Source organism: Georhizobium profundi (assembly GCF_003952725.1).
Classification (GTDB): Bacteria; Pseudomonadota; Alphaproteobacteria; order Rhizobiales; family Rhizobiaceae; genus Georhizobium; species Georhizobium profundi.
Genome location: NZ_CP032509.1, coordinates 924,439 through 940,291 on the forward strand (window position 1 = coordinate 924,439; position 15,853 = coordinate 940,291).

Here is a 15,853-nt window from a genome sequence, read left to right on the forward strand (position 1 = left end):
AGTGAGACTTCTTCTCACTGCGCGCGTCAGCGGCGATCCTCGAGGATCATGGCGGCGCCCTTTTCGGCGATCATGATCGTCGGCGAGTTGGTGTTGCCGGAGGTGATCGTCGGCATGATGGAGGCGTCGATGACGCGCAGGCGATCGATCCCGCGCACCCGCAGTCGTTCGTCGACGACGGCTTGCGTATCGTCCGCCAGGCCCATGCGGGCGGTGCCGACGGGGTGGAAGATCGTCGTGCCGAGGTCGCCCGCTGCCACGAGCATGTCTTCCTCGGATTCGATATGCGCACCTGGCTTGTGCTCTTCGGGCTTATAGGGCGCCATGGCCGACTGGCCGACGATGCGGCGCGCCCATTTGAGCGAGTCCACCGCAACGCGGCGATCTTCCTCAGTGGAGAGATAGTTGGGACGGATATCGGGCGCGTCCGAAGCTTCCGTGCCTGAGATATGAATGGAGCCGCGGCTCGAGGGTCGCAGATTGCAGACGCTTGCCGTGAACGCATCGAATGGATGCAGGCCTTCGCCCCAGACATCCAGCGACAGCGGCTGGAAATGGAATTCGAGATTGGCCGTCTCGTATTCGGGACTCGAGCGTACGAAAGCGCCCATCTGCGACGGCGCCATGGTGAGCGGACCGCGGCGGCGCAGTGCGTAGTCCACACCCATCAGAGCGCGGCGGAAGAGCTTTGCATAGTCGCCGTTCAAGGTGCGGATGCCGGTGACCTTGTAGACGGGGCGGATCTGCAGATGATCCTGCAGATTGGCGCCGACGCCCGGCAGATCGACGATTGGCGCGATTCCGTGAACTTGAAGAACCGCACCCGATCCGACGCCCGATCGTTCCAGGATGCCGGGCGACGCCACGGCACCGGCGGAAAGAATGATTTCGCCGGTCGCGCGGGCGGTCACCCGGCGTCCGTTCTGTATATAGGAAATCGTCGCCGCACGGCCGTTCTCGATGCCGACCTTTTCCACCAGCGCGCCGGTTGCGACGATCAGGTTCTGCCGCTTGAGTGCAGGGCGCAGAAAGCCGCGGGAAGCACTCCAGCGGCGTCCGCGCTTCTGATTCACCTGAAAATAGGATGAGCCGGAATTGTCGCCGGAATTGAAGTCGTCGATCTTGGCGATGCCCGCCTGTTCTGCGGCGTCCCGCAGGCGGTCGAGGATCGGCCAGCTGATGCGGGGCTTTTCCACGCGCCATTCGCCGCCCTGCGCATGAAAGCGGTTCGGCGGCGCTTCGTGGTCTTCATGCTTCAAGAAGAAGGGCAGCACGTCGTCCCAGCCCCAGCCGGTGAGGCCCATCTGGCGCCAGCCATCGTAGTCGCGCGCCTGGCCGCGCATGTAGATCATGGCGTTGATGGCCGACGAGCCGCCGAGCACCTTGCCGCGCGGGTAGGCGAGGCTGCGTCCGTTCAGCCCCGGCTCGGCCCCCGTCTTGAACAGCCAGTCGGCGCGGGGATTGCCGATGGCGAAGAGGTAACCGACGGGGATGTGAAACCAGATCCAGTTGTCGCGGCCGCCGCCTTCGAGCAGCAGGACGCGGTTGCGCGGATCGGCCGAAAGCCTGTTCGCAAGCACGCAGCCGGCCGAGCCGGCGCCGGCGATGATGTAATCGAACTGGCCGTCGTAACGCGTTTCCTCCACGCGGTTCTCCTCTTTGCGTTCGCCTTAGCTTACGAATTTCGCAACTGTTCGTCCGGCCATTGCCAGAAGGTCCGCTCCTCTTTCTCCAGGAAGCGGCTCAGCACCATCTTGTGGACCTCGTCGGCACCATCGACCAGCCGCGCCTGGCGGGCGTAGCGGTAGATCCATTCCAGAACCGTGTCCTTGGAATAGCCACGCGCGCCGTTGATCTGGATCGCGACATCGGCAGCGTCATGCAGGAGATTGGCGACGTGCACCTTCGCCATGGAAACCTCCTTGCGGGCGTAGCTCCCCTGGTCGAGCTCCCAGGCGGCCTTCATCACGAGAAGCCGGCCGATCTCGATGCGCATGGCGAGGTCGCCCAGCATCATCTGCACGCTTTCGCGCTTTGCCAAAAGCTCGCCGAAGGCGTGGCGTTCGGAGGCGTAGGCGCGGGCGATCTCGACGCAACGCTTAGAAAGGCCGAGCCAGCGCATACAATGGGTGAGGCGTGCGGGTCCGAGCCGGATCTGGGTGACCTTCAGGCCGTCCCCTTCGCCCATCAGCACGTCATCGACCGGTACTTCCAGGCCGTCGAACACCAACTCGCAATGGCCGCCATGTTCTTCCGGCCCCATGATGTCGATGCGGCGCTCGATCCGCCAGCCCGGTTGATCCTTGTGGAACATGAACGCCGTCAGGCCACGGCGCGGGTCGTCGGAGGTGCGCGCCATCAGGATGAAGTGGCTCGCCTCTGCGGCGCCCGTGATGTACCATTTGCGGCCTGAAATGACGTAACGGTCGCCCTTCCGCTCCGCGCGTGTCAGCATCATGGAAGGGTCCGAACCGCTTCCGGGCGCAGGCTCGGTCATCGCAAACGCGGAGCGCACCTTTCCGTCGACGATCGGAGCAAGCCAGCGCTGCTTCTGCTCAGGCGTCGCAACGGCTTCGAGAACCATCATGTTGCCGTCGTCGGGGGCCGCCGAATTGAAGATGACGGGCCCGAAGATCGACCGGTTCATCTCCTCGTAGCAGACCGCCATGCCGACCTTGCCGAGACCGCGGCCGCCGGTCTCCTGCTTCAACTGCAGGCACCAGAGGCCCTCCGCGCGGGCCTGAGCGCGAAGTTCATCTGCCAGATCGATGCGGATGTTCTCATGCGCATCGTAGGAAGCCCGGTCGGCCTCGAGTGGCAGAATGTGGGTTTCGATGAAGCGGGCGATGCGATCGCGGTAATCGGTGATCTCGCGCGGCAGATGAAAGTCCATGCATGCTCCTCCAGTCGGACGGATGCTCCCACACCCGGCCTCGACGCTCTGGATAGCGATCTAAGGCGCTGGCTCCAACCCCGGCTTTTGGCGAGGACGCACGCTTTCGCTCAATCTTGCCGCGTGATCAGCGACTGGCCCGTCATGGCAGCGGGCTGGGGAATGCCCGCCATGGCGAGGAGTGTCGGTGCCACATCGGCGAGAATGCCGTCCCGGATGCTGCACTTGCCGGGCATGCGCACGATCACCGGCACTGGGTTCAGCGTGTGTGCCGTGTGCGGTTGACCGGTGACGGCGTCGATCATCTCTTCGCAATTGCCGTGATCGGCGATGACCAAAAGCTGGCCACCAACCCGGTCGAGAGCCGCGCAGACACGGCCGATCGCATGGTCGACTGTCTCGACGGCCTTTATGGCGGCGTCGATGATGCCGGTGTGGCCGACCATGTCGGGGTTGGCATAGTTGATGACGATGACGTCGAAGCGGTTGCTGTCGATCGCGCTCACCAGCCGGTCGGTCAATTCATGTGCCGACATCTCGGGCTGCTTGTCATAGGTCGCGACCGCCGGCGATGCGACGAGGATCCGGTCTTCGCCTTCAAACGGTGTTTCGAGACCACCGTTCAGGAAATAAGTGACATGCGGGTACTTCTCGGTCTCTGCCATGTGCAACTGCTGCAGACCCGCCTTGGAGACCGTTTCAGCCAAGCCGTCTTCCAGCGTCTGCGGCGCAAAAAGCGGGTGAACCAGCGGGTCGAGTTCGCTGCCATAGGACACCATGCCGATGGTCGACGAGAACGCGATCGGGCGCTTGCGCTCGAAGCCATCGAAATCTGGGTCGGTCAGTGCACTCAGGATCTGGCGCGCGCGGTCGGCGCGGAAGTTAAAGAAGATCAGCCCGTCGCCATCATGCATCCCGGCATAGTCACCGATCACCGTCGGCAGGATGAATTCGTCCGTCAGGCCGCGAGCCGTGGCCGTTTCGATGGCGTCGCTGGCAGATACCGCGTGTTCGCCTTCGGCGTCGACCATGGCGCCGTAGGCCTTCCCGACGCGCTCCCAACGGCGGTCGCGGTCCATGGCGTAGTATCGGCCGCTGACGGTCACGACCCGGGCGCCGGCCGGAAGTTCAGCCTCGAATGTCGCGAGAAATTCGCGTGCCGAAGCCGGTGCCGTGTCGCGGCCATCGGTGAAGGCGTGGATGAGAACCTCGAGGCCCGCCTCGGTAAGGATACGGGCGAGCGCCACGGCATGGTGCATATGCGCATGGACGCCGCCATCGGAAACGAGGCCGGCGAGGTGGCATCGCCCGCCGGCTGCCTCAATCTTCTCAAGAATGCCGCTCGCCACGACGGCCCGCTTAAGCTCTCCATCAGCGATCGCGGTGTCGATGCGGGGCAGGGTCTGCATCACGATGCGGCCGGCGCCGATATTGAGGTGGCCGACCTCGGAATTGCCCATCTGGCCTTCGGGGAGACCGACGGCCGGACCGAACGTCGTCAGCGTCGCATGGGGGCACGTGGCGCGCAGCTTGTCGAAATTCGGCGTGCTGGCCAGCGCGACAGCGTTGCCGGTGGTCTCGGCGCGCTCGCCCCAGCCATCGAGGATCATGAGAAGTGTGGGCTTTGCGCGCTGCATGATCGGCATCCTCTGGTCCAGGTCTTTCATCTGCTTCATACGCGATGAGACCGTATGAAGCGCTGATGCCGCCCCGCGGAGCAGATGTCAAACACTAGCGCATGCGCGCCCGCAAGCTTGATAAAGAGCAAGCCGGCCGGTCGCCTGGCGGCGCAAAGGCCAAATCTTGATCGTGATCAAGAGGCGCTGTCCGGCGCAATGCTAGCGTGCAGCTGAAACTGCATGTCAGCCAGCAGGCGACTTTCATGAAATCCCGCGTCCTCCTGTGCTTCATCGAAGAAAATGGCCCTTCGGCGCTTCTGGAGAACGCGATCGCCATGGGGCAGGACGACGGTCTTCATGTGCGCTGCGTCGTGGTCGCAGCTGCACCCTTGATGCCGATCGGGACGCGTCGTGCGGAGACGTGGCAGCACTGGAAAGAAGCCCAGAAGCAGGTCAAGGCGGCGCTCGAACATCGGGTGGCCAGCGTTTCGGCGCAGTTGCAGCGTCATGACGTGGAGGGCGAGGTGCTGCATCTCATTATCGAGGGCAACACGATCGCCGATGTGGCGGGCCTCTACGCGCGCTACGCAGACATCACCATCGCGGCAGCGCCGACGAAGGCGTCCAGCAGGTTTCACCGCGAGATTGTGGAAGGGCTGATCTTCCGCAGCGGGCGGCCCTTTCTGCTGGTGCCGGAAACGTCGTCGGCGACATTGAAACCAAGACGCGTTCTCATCGGCTGGAATGGCTCGATCCCGGCTGCACGGGCGCTGACGGCATCGCTCGACATGCTGGCGAGTGCCGAGGCTGTGACTGTCTGCATGATCGATCCCGTTGCGCGCGAATGGGCGAATGGCGAAGAACCGGGCTTCGACATTGCCGTCTATCTCGCGCATCATGACATTCGCGCAGATGTCGAGATTGTCGATTCCCGGGGCCAGGATGCCGGCCTCGTCCTGCTCGACAAAGCCCGCGAAAAAGGTGCCGACCTGCTGGTCATGGGTGCGTATGGCCATTCGCGGCTGGTGGAATGGATCATCGGAGGCAGCACGCGGGAGGTGCTGGCGGCGGCACATCTGCCGGTCCTGTTTGCCCATTGAACGGCTATTCGGTGCGTTCTCGATCGCCGCAGTTCATCGACAAGCTCATCTCACCGAAAGTGCATCGCGTCGTCGCGGCGCTGGCCGTGTTGTCGCTTGGAGCAGGCTTCGGACTTTGGGTCGTCGACGCACAGACCGTTGCGCATCAAGTCTGGATGGCTGGCACAGTCCCGGCGGTCGCACTGCTCGGCCTCGTCATCCTTTGCTCGATCCTCGAAGGGCGTGTGGGTGTCGACGGGGTGGCGCTGATCGCCATGGGGGCAGCCCTCGTTCTCGGTGAGCCGTTGGCGGGCCTGATCGTCGCGATCATGTACACGGGCGGTACGCTTCTGGAAGCCTATGCGACGGGCCGGGCCGAGCGGGATCTCAAGCGCCTGGAGGATCGGGCGCCACGGGTTGCGCATCGGGTCGTGGATGGACAGGTCGAGACAGTGCCGGTCGGCTCTGTCGCAGTCGGCGATCTCCTGAGGGTGCGCGCGGGAGAGATCGTACCGGTCGATGGTATCGTGGAGGGCGAAGCCCTGGTCGACGAGGCGGCGGTGACGGGCGAGCCCTATGCGGTTGCCAAGACGTCAGGGCAGGCCGTCAGAAGCGGCACGGTCAATGCCGGGGAAGCTTTCGGGTTTCGCGCGACGGCCATTTCAGAAGAAAGCACCTACGCCGGCATTGTGCGGATGGTGCGCGCGGCCGGTGAAGCCCGGGCGCCGTTCATTCGAATGGCGGACCGATATGCCGTGCTTTTCCTGCCATTCACGCTGATCGTGGCGGGTGGAGCTTGGGCGGCCTCGTCGGATCCCATCCGCGCATTGGCGGTTCTCGTCGTCGCCACGCCCTGCCCGCTGATTATCGCCGCGCCGGTCGCCTTCGTTGCCGGCATATCGCGGGCCGCGCGGCGCGGCATTCTCATCAAGGGTGGCGCGGTGGTGGAAGCGCTGGCGGACGTGCAGTCTGCGATCTTCGACAAGACCGGAACGCTGACGCTCGGCGGCGCGCGGATCGTGGCTATCGAAACGGCGCCGGGGGTTGATCCTGACGCCGTTCTGCAGCTGGCTGCATCGCTCGAACAGGCGTCGCGTCACAGTCTGGCAACGACGATCGTGGAGACGGCCCGCATGCGCGGATTGCCATTGGTCCATCCCGGTCAGGTTAAAGAATATCGCGGCTCCGGTCTCGAAGGCGTGGTGGGCGATGTTGCCGTCAAGGCAGGCAGCCTCTCCGTGGTGCATGCGGGCGAAGACCTTCCGCAATGGGCCGAAGTTGCGCTGCGCCGTGCCCGGTGGCGGTCCGCGCTCACGGTCTTTGTGGCTGTCGATGGCAAGCTGAGTGGCTGTTTGCTGCTGGCAGATGAATTGCGCACCGAAGCGCCTGGAGCGCTTTCGAGCCTCCGGGCGCTTGGCATTCGTCCGCTGACCATGTTGACCGGCGACGATCCGGATACGGCGGCGATGCTGGCCTCGGGCCTGCCGCTCGATGCCGTCCAGGCACATTGCACACCTGCCGACAAGATCGAGGCGGTTCGCCAGCGGCAGGCGACAGGCTCGGTTGCCATGATCGGCGATGGGATCAACGACGCTCCGGCGCTTGCGGCGGCCAATGTCGGCATCGCCATGGGTGCGCGCGGCGCAAATGCCTCGACCGAGGCCGCCGACGTGGTGCTTCTGGTAGAGAATTTGAACCGCGCGCCGGAGGCCATTGCGATCGCGCGGCGAACCCGGCGGATTGCTTCGCAAAGTGTCATCGGCGGGCTCGGTCTTTCCGTCATCGCGATGGGCTTTGCCGCACTCGGCCATCTGCCGCCCGTGGCCGGTGCGCTGATCCAGGAAGCAATCGACGTCGTCGTCATTGCGAACGCGCTTCGGGCGCTGTCTGGAGCACCCGGACGGCTCCTGCGCATGGAAAGCGACGATGTGAGCGCGGTCGCCCACGCGCATGCATCGATCAGCCAGGCACTCGCCACATTGCAGGCGCTGGCCGATCGGCTTGAAACCGCAAGCGGCAGCGATGCGGCAGCGCTGATCGGAGAAGCAAGCGCGGTCGTCGACAGCGTCATCCTCGTTCATGAACGTGAAGACGATCGCGTTCGATATCCGGCACTCTTGTCGTCGCCGCATCACGCTGCCCTGCTGACCTCGCTCGGTTACGCGCATAGCGAGATCATGCGCATCGCAGGTCTGCTGTCGATGATGACCCGCGACCTGGGTGAGCGCGCGCCCGATCCGTCGCTGGCTCGCGACGCGCAGCGAGCGATCGAGCGCCTGGTCGTCCTCGTTCAACTGCACAACCGACAGGAAGATGCCATCGCCGGCGATTGAAAGTTGTCGGAAGTTGATCTTGCGCAAGGTGCCCCGGGCCCGGCCGGTCTATGCACGATACGCGGCTGTGACCAAGGAGATGCGACCATGACCTTCAAGACAGTGCTGAACATCGTCGGCCATGAGCAGGGCGACGGCGACATCAAGCTTGCGATGGACCTGTGCGAGAGCGCCGACGCGCATCTCAGCCTGCTGGTGATGGGCATCGCCGCGCCGCCTCCGATCGGGGACTACGCCTCGGTGATCTCTGACGCGTGGCTCGAGGAACGCCAGGCGGATATGGAGCGGCTTGGCGAACGCGCGGAGGAAATCGAGGCTCTCGTGGCGGTGCGCGGCGTTTCTGCCGATCTCAGCTCGGAATATGTGGAGACGGCGGCCGCCGACGACGTGGTGGGGCTTCGCGCACGCTACTGCGACGTTGCGGTCATGGGGCCGGACCTTCTGGCAACCCACCACCTCAAATATCGTGTTGCCAACGGCGTGCTCTTTCACGCGCAGCGGCCCCTGCTCCTGATGCCGGCCGGCGTGCCCGCGACGCTTTCTCCGAAGCGCATCGTCATTGGCTGGAATTCGACGCTCGAATCCGCACGTGCCGTGCGCGAGGCCTTGGACATGATCGATGGCGCCGATGACGTTCGGGTGGTGCTGGTCGATCCAAAAACCTCCGATCGAGCGAATGGGCCGGAGCCTGGGGCAGATATCGCCGCCTATCTGGCGCGTCACGGCGCCAAGGTCACAGTCGAGCGGTTGCCAAGCGGTGGCGAGATGGCGGGCGCCATCCTGATGCAACACGCCCGGGACGTCTCTGCCGACATGCTGGTTCTCGGCGCATACGGGCACTCGCGTTTACGCCAACGCATGTTTGGCGGTGTCACAAGCATGATGCTCGACGCGCCTGAACTGCCGACCTTTCTGGCGCGCTAGGGAGCCTCTGCGGCTAGTCGGTAAAATCCCGTCTAATCAAAATCGGGACCGAGACCAGCGCGGCGCTTCAGCTGATCAGGTTCCAGAATGATGACGTTGTGCGGCCCGGCGGCGTCGATGACGCGGTCGGACCGCAAGCGTTTTAATCCGCGGCACACTGTTTCGACCGTCAGGCCGAGATGATCCGCGATGTCGACGCGTGACATGTCGAGCCGCACCCTGCTGCCGCGGCTGATCGGGCCGTTAAGCCTTCCTGCCAGCCTCACCAGGAAATAGCTGATGCCTTCATCTGCATCCTTGTGGAGATGCATTAGGGTCTCGGCCTGGATGTCCCAGGGTTCCCGATCGAGCGCAGCCTTCACCGCTTCGGCCTGGTCGGCTGGCAGATGCGAAAGCTCCACGCGGTGCACCCGACGCAACCGGCATTCCTGCAGGGCCTCGGCGGTCAGAAGCCGCATGCCATCATGGGAGAGGCTGAAAACGCCGTTGCCGACGACGAAGCTTGCAATCATGCGCTTGCCGTTCGGCTGGATGTGCGAGAGCGCGATCAGCCCGCTCTCCAGAAGATGGATATCGCTGCCGGAATCGCCCTCCACGAATAGTGCCCGACCCGCTGAGAGTGTCTCCGAACGATGCGCGGAAAATGCGCTCAAGAGGGGGCTCGTCGGCACCTGCTGCAACCGGGGCGGCGGGCTCATGTCGTGATCGAGCCCAGCCGGATTTGGCGGTCCAGGCGTCCTTTTTATGTCTCTGAGATGGATTTGCACGGGTCTGTCCTCGCGTCCTGTGAAATCAATGTGTCTTGCTGAGCGTTCCTCCAACCGCATCGAGCAGCGTGCCGTCATCCGACCCAAGCTCCCACAGGATCACACCAGCATGACCCTGACGGCGGGCGAACTCGGTCTTCGCGGCGACGGAACGGGCGTTGTCGTAGGAAATCCAAACGCCCTCGACGGCGTTGTAGAGGTAAGGCACCTCTGCCTGCTCGTTCCAGAACACCTGGAAGCCCTGTTGGAGCGGTCGAGCGGTGACAAGGTCTCTGTAGGCAATGCCGTCGCCGCTCCAGATGTCGGTGCCTGCAGGATCGCCGGGCCGGAGCAGGCCATCGCCTGACCCCGACACCTGCGAGAATGCGCGCCCATAGAACGGAATTCCAACCGCAAGCTTGGAGGCGGCAACCCCGGCTGCCTGCCAGGCTGCCATGCTGGCCGCGATGTTCGCGTCGGACTTTGGATCGCCGGGGATCGGCGCAAGCGGCGCGTTGAAATTGGTGACCGTCGCGCCAGCGTGATAGTCGTAGGTCATGACGTTGATGCGGTCGACGTGGTCCGCGAGATCCTGCGGATAGGTCAATGCGATCATGCCGGGGGAGGCCGCAACGGCGACGGTGAGTTCCAGCGCATCGCCATCGCTGAATCCATCCAGCGCTTCTCGAATGTCAGCGAGCAGCAGGGACAGGTTTTCGCGATCGGCCGGCGTTCCTTCCTCGAGACCCCCGGCGACGGGGTACTCCCAGTCGATGTCGACACCATCGAAGAGGCCGGGATAGGGACGGAAGAACACGTCGAGGATCGATTGTGCAAAGCGCGCCCTGCCGTCTGCCGTGGAGGCCAGGCTGCTGAAGGGCGCCGATCCGGTCCAGCCTCCAAACGCCACGAGGATCTTCAGGTGCGGATGCGCCTGTTTCAAAGCGTGGAGGCGCTGAAAGGTGCCTGAGACCGGGATGCCGGTCGTTGATGCATCGACCCGTTGCGGCTCGTCTTCACAAGCATCGATCTCCGAGCAGGGATCGGCGAGTGCCGCCTCTCCATCCTCGTCGATCGCGCCAAACGCGTAGATGATGTGCGTCAGCTTGTCGGCAGCGAGGTCATCGAACAGTTCGGGCCGATCGGCGGCGCTCCACCATGACAGATAGCCGGCCACGGTGAAGTCCTCCGCGCGTGTCGTAACAGCCGAAGCCGCAGCAAGCAGCATGCTCGCTGCCATAACGCTGATGAGATGCCGCCGCCGCGCCATCGTCACAGTCCTGCCGTCTGGCGCTCGTCCTTGGCGCTGATGATGTTGAGCAAGTCTCCCGGATGCATCTCGGTGAAGCTGTGCGCCGGCAGGTGCTCCAGACCATCCGGCGTGCGCCGTACGATCTCCATGCGCATGTGGCCGTCACCCTCTTCAAAGGCGGCTGTATCGAGCGTCGCCACGCGCGCGAGCACCTGAGCGAGGCTCGACCGTGTAGCTTCTTCCTGGGCGACGGTTGCGCGCAAGGTCTGCAACTCGCGCTCGACCGCGATCTGTTGTGCGATCTCGTCATCACGCTCCTGGAGCTGGACTTCGGTAATGTTGCGCTCGAGCCGCGTCATCGCTGCGCGCAGTTCGTTCCAGGCCGCGCGAGCATTGGACAGTTCGCTCCGTGCCACATGCACATTCTGGTCGGTTGTCGCTCCACGTCGCCGCAATTCGTTCAGCACATCGACCCGCTGGATCTTTTCCATCATGGTCTCTTCGGCATCCGCGATGCTCTGCTCGATGAGCGCACGTTCGGCGGAGAGTGACGTCAGCATGGTGGCGCGTGCCGCACGGCGGGCTTCGACGCCGTTTCGCTCCAGATCCCGCAATGCGGAAGCTTCCGCCCGCAGATCTTCCGCGGCGCGGGGACCGGCGACATTGCGCAACTGTTCGACGAGCCGAGAACTGCTGCGGTGTGTTTCGTCGGTCAGTACGGATGCGCGGGCCAGGACACCCTTGAGCCGGGATTCGGCCTGGCGCACGCGTTCCCGTTCGCGCATCAGATCGAGCTGGCGCCACTGGTCGCCATCGATGCGGTCGCTCGCTCCGGCAAGAGCAAGCGCGTGCAGCACCGTCATGCCAGGAACGTAGGGAAAATGACCCGGCTGCGGGATCGCGCCCGCCACATAGACCGGCTCGCGCGCGGTCAGCTGGATTGCGACCGCGACCTCGCCGTTGAAGAGCTCCTTGAACTGCTTCTTCAGCGTGTCTTCAAGTTGCGGGCTCGTCAGCATCGCGGTCTGAACGGGTCCGATCAACGGCAGGAAGATGAATCCATCCTGCTGGATGACATATTCGCCGGTGAGTTCCGAGCGTTCGACGAGGGCAGAGAGAACGCCGGCGTCGACGCCGGCCATATCCTCGCCGAAGCGCTCGAAAAAGGTGATGCGCAGCGTGTCGCCGATCGCGAAAGCCGTGCGGGCCTGTACGGTCGATGGCGGAAGCGCGGCTTGCTCGATCGCGGAGTGCAGCACCAGGTCTTCAGCCGAGATGGCAGGCGCTGGCGCAAGGGCCAGGTATGTCATGGCAGCCCCGGCGAGCAGCCGTGTGAGCGACAAAGGCCTTTGAAAAAAGCGATTTGATTTCGGAGAATGCATAGGTCTCATTCCTTGTATCGCGGTGGCCGTGAAGCATTCAGGTCAAGGGCTGCATGACGCGACCGGTGCGCACCAACTTGCCCCAGCCGACGAAGGTGCCTTTGAAGGCTGCAAGCAGCGCCCGAATAGCGGTGACGTAGAGAAGCTGGCGGTAGGTGATGCGCTGCAGCAGCACCAGAAACACCGTATCGAGCGTGACGCGCCCGCCGCCGAGACGGACCCCTATGGAGGCTGCGATCAGGTCGAGCGTCTGGAATCCGATCCAGAAGGCAGCAAGCAATTGAAGCGTCGGCGCGTCGATCGGTTCCGCCGACAGCATCAGTGATGCGGCTGTAGCGACGAGCAGCAGGAGAAGCGCTGCATCCATGATCGGCGCCATCAGCGTGAACAGGAATTGCAGGATGATGTTGGGCAGTGTGACAAGCGATATGCCGCTTGGCCGCGCCGCCATGGCGCCCTTGTGCTTCCAAGCGATCTGCAGCGTTCCGAAGAGCCAGCGAAACCGCTGCTTGAGGAACGGGCGCAGGGTCTCCGGCGCTTCGGTTAGGGCCACGGCATCGAGGGCATTGACGATTTTCCAGCCCTTGCGCTGGAGAGCGACGGTCAGGTCGCCATCCTCGGCGAGCGTGTCGGTGGAGTAGCCACCCACCTCCACGATTGCCGTGCGGCGCCAGGCCCCGATGGCGCCGGGCACCACGCCGATTGCACCGAAATATTCGAAGGCGGAGCGTTCCAGTCCCTGGCCGATGAGATATTCGAGTGCCTGGAAACGCGTGAGAAGATTGATCGTGTTGCCGACCACGACCTTGCCCGCGACCGCGCCGATCCGCCCATCGGTGAATGGACGGATCAGCTTCTCCACAGCGTCAGGCAGAAGCACGGTGTCCCCATCGATGGCGACAAGCACGTCTTCGCGGGACATGGCGATGCCGTAGTTGAGGGCCGCCGCCTTGCCCCCATTCTCCTTGCGGAAGACACGCACGCGGGAATTGCCGGCGAAGGTCTCCCGCACGACGTCGCTTGTGCGGTCGCTGGAGCCATCGTCGATCACGGTGATGGTCAGGCGCTCGCCAAGCGTCGATGCCAGCAATCCTGCGACCGTCTTGGCAATGACCTTTTCCTCGTTGAAGGCGGGAACGAGCACCGCGACGCTGCCGGCGAAGGGCGGCCGCATGATCTGGCATTGCCTGCGCCGGCGCTGGAGGAATGCGGCCGCAATGATGAAGGCGAGACGGGCCGTTCCGATGACTGCAGCCGTGATGGCAATCAATGCAAGGACACCGCCGAACCGGGCACCCACTGCCATCGCGGTTGCGCGGATACGGCTGCCGGCACGATTGGCGAAGGTCTCAGGCACATAGGGCTGGATCAGCGCTTCTTGCGCAACGCCGACGAGCTCGTGGGTGGACACGAATCTGTAGCCCTCGGCCGTCAGCGTATCGATGATCTTGGGCAGCGCTTCGATGGTTCCGCGTCGATCGCCGCCGGAATCGTGCAGCAGCACGACCTGGCCGTTGCCGTCGCTGACGTCGTCGATCACGCGCTGTGCAAGTTGATCGCCGGTCCAGACGAAGTAGTCGAACGCATCAATGTCGAGGCCGCCGAAGAGATATCCGAGCCGTGTTGCCTCACTATAGAGAGCCGGAACGCCTTCCAGGTAATCGTAACCCGTCATCGCATAAGGCGGGCGGAAAAGCACCGATCGAACGCCGAGTTCGGATTCGAACGCACGCTGCGTCGCGGTTAACTCGGCGGCGATGCGCTCGGCGCTGCTTTGGAAGAGATTGGGGTGCAGGAAGGAGTGGTTGCCGACATCGTGGCCCTCGGCTAGTGCGCGCCGCGCGATCGCGGGATCATTCATCACCTTGCTGCCGATCATGTAGAAGGTGGCGCGGGCGCCGCGTTTCTTCAGGATGTCCAGAATCTGCGGCGTGAACACCGCATCGGGTCCATCATCGAACGTCAGGGCGATCGCTTTGGGATCTGCAGGGAACCAGGCCGCGAATTCCGTCTGGCGCGGGATATTGGGCATGGTTTGGCCGACAATCAGGCCGAGGCTTTCGTTGAAGGTGAGACTGCGGGTGCCGGTCGTTCCCGGCGCTGCCGAGAGAAGCACGCCCTTGGCCTGCTCGAATGCGCCATAGCCCGCGTCCGTCGGGGTCAACGCGGCGCGCGTTTCGGCGTTTGGAATCAGGCCTTTGGCAAGGAAGCGCCACACGCCCGGATCTTCCATGCCGAGCCGCCAGATCGCGATTCCGGCGGGGGCGCTGGCAAGAGCGACGCTTGCCTGATTGAAGACGGTAGCGGCATCCAGCATCCAGACGGAGCGCGCTCTCCCAAGGGCATCCGTATAATCAAACGTCGCGTTCAGCGAAGCCGGATCCATGCGTAGCGCCGCGCCGCTGGCCGCCATGCGATCCCACGCCATTTGTACCGACACCAGTTCGCTGGTGCCGTGGGCCTTCCAGTCGTAGGCGAAGGAGCCGATCGACATGATCAACTTCTCGCGCGGCAGCACGCGCGTTACCTTCGCCAAGTAATCTTCGAACCATCCCTGGCTTGCCGTGGGGCCGGACCGATGGCGCTGACCCGTGTTGTCGTGCGCCTGGACCAAGACATAGTCGGTCGCCGACGAGACGCTGGCGATTTCGGCCATCGATGCGCCCGCCGGGGCAATGAAGATAACCTTTCGGCCGGTGGGCTGCAGCGCTTGCCGCAGCGTGGCGATGAATAAGCGCGTGTCGCGATGGCCGGCCGGCAGGGCTTCGGAAAAGTCGAGCGCGATACCGGCAGCGCCGAGCGTGTCCAGTTGAGCACCGATGCGCTCGACCAAGTCCTGACGTGTGCGCGCAGAGGCGAGGTAGCGGAGCATGTCGCTGGTTGAGGCTTCTGCTTTCAGCAGCGGATAGAGCGCGAGATGCGGCGCGTTCTGCTTGATCCACGGCAGTGTCGGAATCTCCGTCAAAGAGCTGACGATCTCCGGCCGGCCGCCAGCCGTTCGCAGGCCCAGCCATTCCGGGATGATGCCGTCGAGCCGGTCGGCATTGCGCATCAACGAGACGAAAGCGCCGGTATCCTCTTCTGCCAGAAACGCGAGGCGAAGCGCCTGGCGTCCGGCTTCGCCGACCCGGCGGTTCCGGGTCGCAACCAGCGCGGGCTCGTTTTTGTCATGCACCAGTCTGCCGGTCTCGCGGGCCTTCAGCTCTGGATGAAATCCAACCAGTTCGCGGAGCGTTGGAGCATTAACGATGCCGTAGGCGACCACGGCAAGGCCGGTGCACAGGGTGAAGACCAAAGCAAGCATGACGGCGTTGGCGAAGAGCGCCCGGCGACCGGAGCCGTCGAAAAATATATGGCCGGCTCTATGAGTAGTTTCGGCAGGTCCGACGGATGGTACCGTCGCTGCTGGCACGACATTGCGCTCTTCGCTTTGGCCGTTATCTGCCATGTTCCCAGCCTCGTAGGCATGCGCCAGCAATCGACCGAGCTGTTGCGCGGTCAGCTTTTACGATCAGCAAAGCGATGTAGTGTTCACCTATTGGATTGGATTTACGTGTCCAATCCGCCCTTAATTTGTAGTAGATATTACATACGTAATTAAAAAATTTTGTATTTACGTGATATT

The 15,853-nt window shown here is 63.7% G+C and carries 10 protein-coding genes; 3 read left to right on the plus strand and 7 right to left on the minus strand.

Annotated elements, in window-relative coordinates; genetic code table 11:
• Window positions 1-26 precede the first annotated feature (26 nt).
• The 3 genes from D5400_RS04360 to gpmI all read right to left on the minus strand — a co-directional run bounded on the left by D5400_RS04360 (window position 27) and on the right by gpmI (window position 4,530).
• A complete protein-coding gene (locus D5400_RS04360) occupies window positions 27-1,646 on the minus strand; it encodes a GMC family oxidoreductase (protein ID WP_126008017.1) in 1,620 nt (539 codons plus the stop codon).
• Between the two features lie 29 nt (window positions 1,647-1,675).
• On the minus strand, window positions 1,676-2,893 hold the full coding sequence (locus D5400_RS04365; RefSeq protein ID WP_126008019.1) for an acyl-CoA dehydrogenase family protein: 1,218 nt from the start codon (window positions 2,891-2,893) through the stop codon (window positions 1,676-1,678).
• Window positions 2,894-3,003: 110 nt separating this feature from the next.
• Complete coding sequence (gene gpmI / locus D5400_RS04370; protein ID WP_126008021.1) at window positions 3,004-4,530, minus strand: 2,3-bisphosphoglycerate-independent phosphoglycerate mutase; 1,527 nt, start codon at window positions 4,528-4,530, stop codon at window positions 3,004-3,006.
• 245 nt (window positions 4,531-4,775) lie between these two features.
• Here gpmI and D5400_RS04375 point away from each other — a divergent pair, with 245 nt between their 5' ends.
• The 3 genes from D5400_RS04375 (at window position 4,776) to D5400_RS04385 (ending at window position 8,848) form a co-directional block, all read left to right on the plus strand.
• Window positions 4,776-5,612, plus strand: coding sequence for a universal stress protein (locus D5400_RS04375; protein WP_126008023.1), 837 nt, complete (start codon window positions 4,776-4,778; stop codon window positions 5,610-5,612).
• 11 nt (window positions 5,613-5,623) lie between these two features.
• Complete coding sequence (locus tag D5400_RS04380) at window positions 5,624-7,924, plus strand: heavy metal translocating P-type ATPase (RefSeq protein WP_245451430.1); 2,301 nt, start codon at window positions 5,624-5,626, stop codon at window positions 7,922-7,924.
• Between the two features lie 87 nt (window positions 7,925-8,011).
• The gene (locus D5400_RS04385) at window positions 8,012-8,848 is read left to right on the plus strand and encodes a universal stress protein (protein ID WP_126008028.1); all 837 of its coding nucleotides are present in this window, start codon (window positions 8,012-8,014) and stop codon (window positions 8,846-8,848) included.
• Window positions 8,849-8,880: 32 nt separating this feature from the next.
• Here the strand turns inward: D5400_RS04385 and D5400_RS04390 are convergent, their stop codons facing one another.
• From D5400_RS04390 to D5400_RS04405, 4 genes are all read right to left on the minus strand, one after another.
• Window positions 8,881-9,501: a Crp/Fnr family transcriptional regulator gene (locus D5400_RS04390; RefSeq protein WP_164527792.1), complete on the minus strand. Its 621-nt coding sequence runs from the start codon at window positions 9,499-9,501 to the stop codon at window positions 8,881-8,883.
• A gap of 139 nt (window positions 9,502-9,640) precedes the next feature.
• The gene (locus D5400_RS04395) at window positions 9,641-10,864 is read right to left on the minus strand and encodes a glycoside hydrolase family 18 protein (RefSeq protein WP_126008033.1); all 1,224 of its coding nucleotides are present in this window, start codon (window positions 10,862-10,864) and stop codon (window positions 9,641-9,643) included.
• Window positions 10,865-10,866: 2 nt separating this feature from the next.
• The gene (locus tag D5400_RS04400; RefSeq protein ID WP_164527793.1) at window positions 10,867-12,156 is read right to left on the minus strand and encodes a polysaccharide biosynthesis/export family protein; all 1,290 of its coding nucleotides are present in this window, start codon (window positions 12,154-12,156) and stop codon (window positions 10,867-10,869) included.
• A 109-nt stretch (window positions 12,157-12,265) separates the two neighbouring features.
• Window positions 12,266-15,676 (minus strand): polysaccharide deacetylase family protein, encoded by a 3,411-nt coding sequence (locus D5400_RS04405; protein WP_126008038.1) that lies wholly within the window; start codon window positions 15,674-15,676, stop codon window positions 12,266-12,268.
• Window positions 15,677-15,853 lie beyond the last annotated feature (177 nt).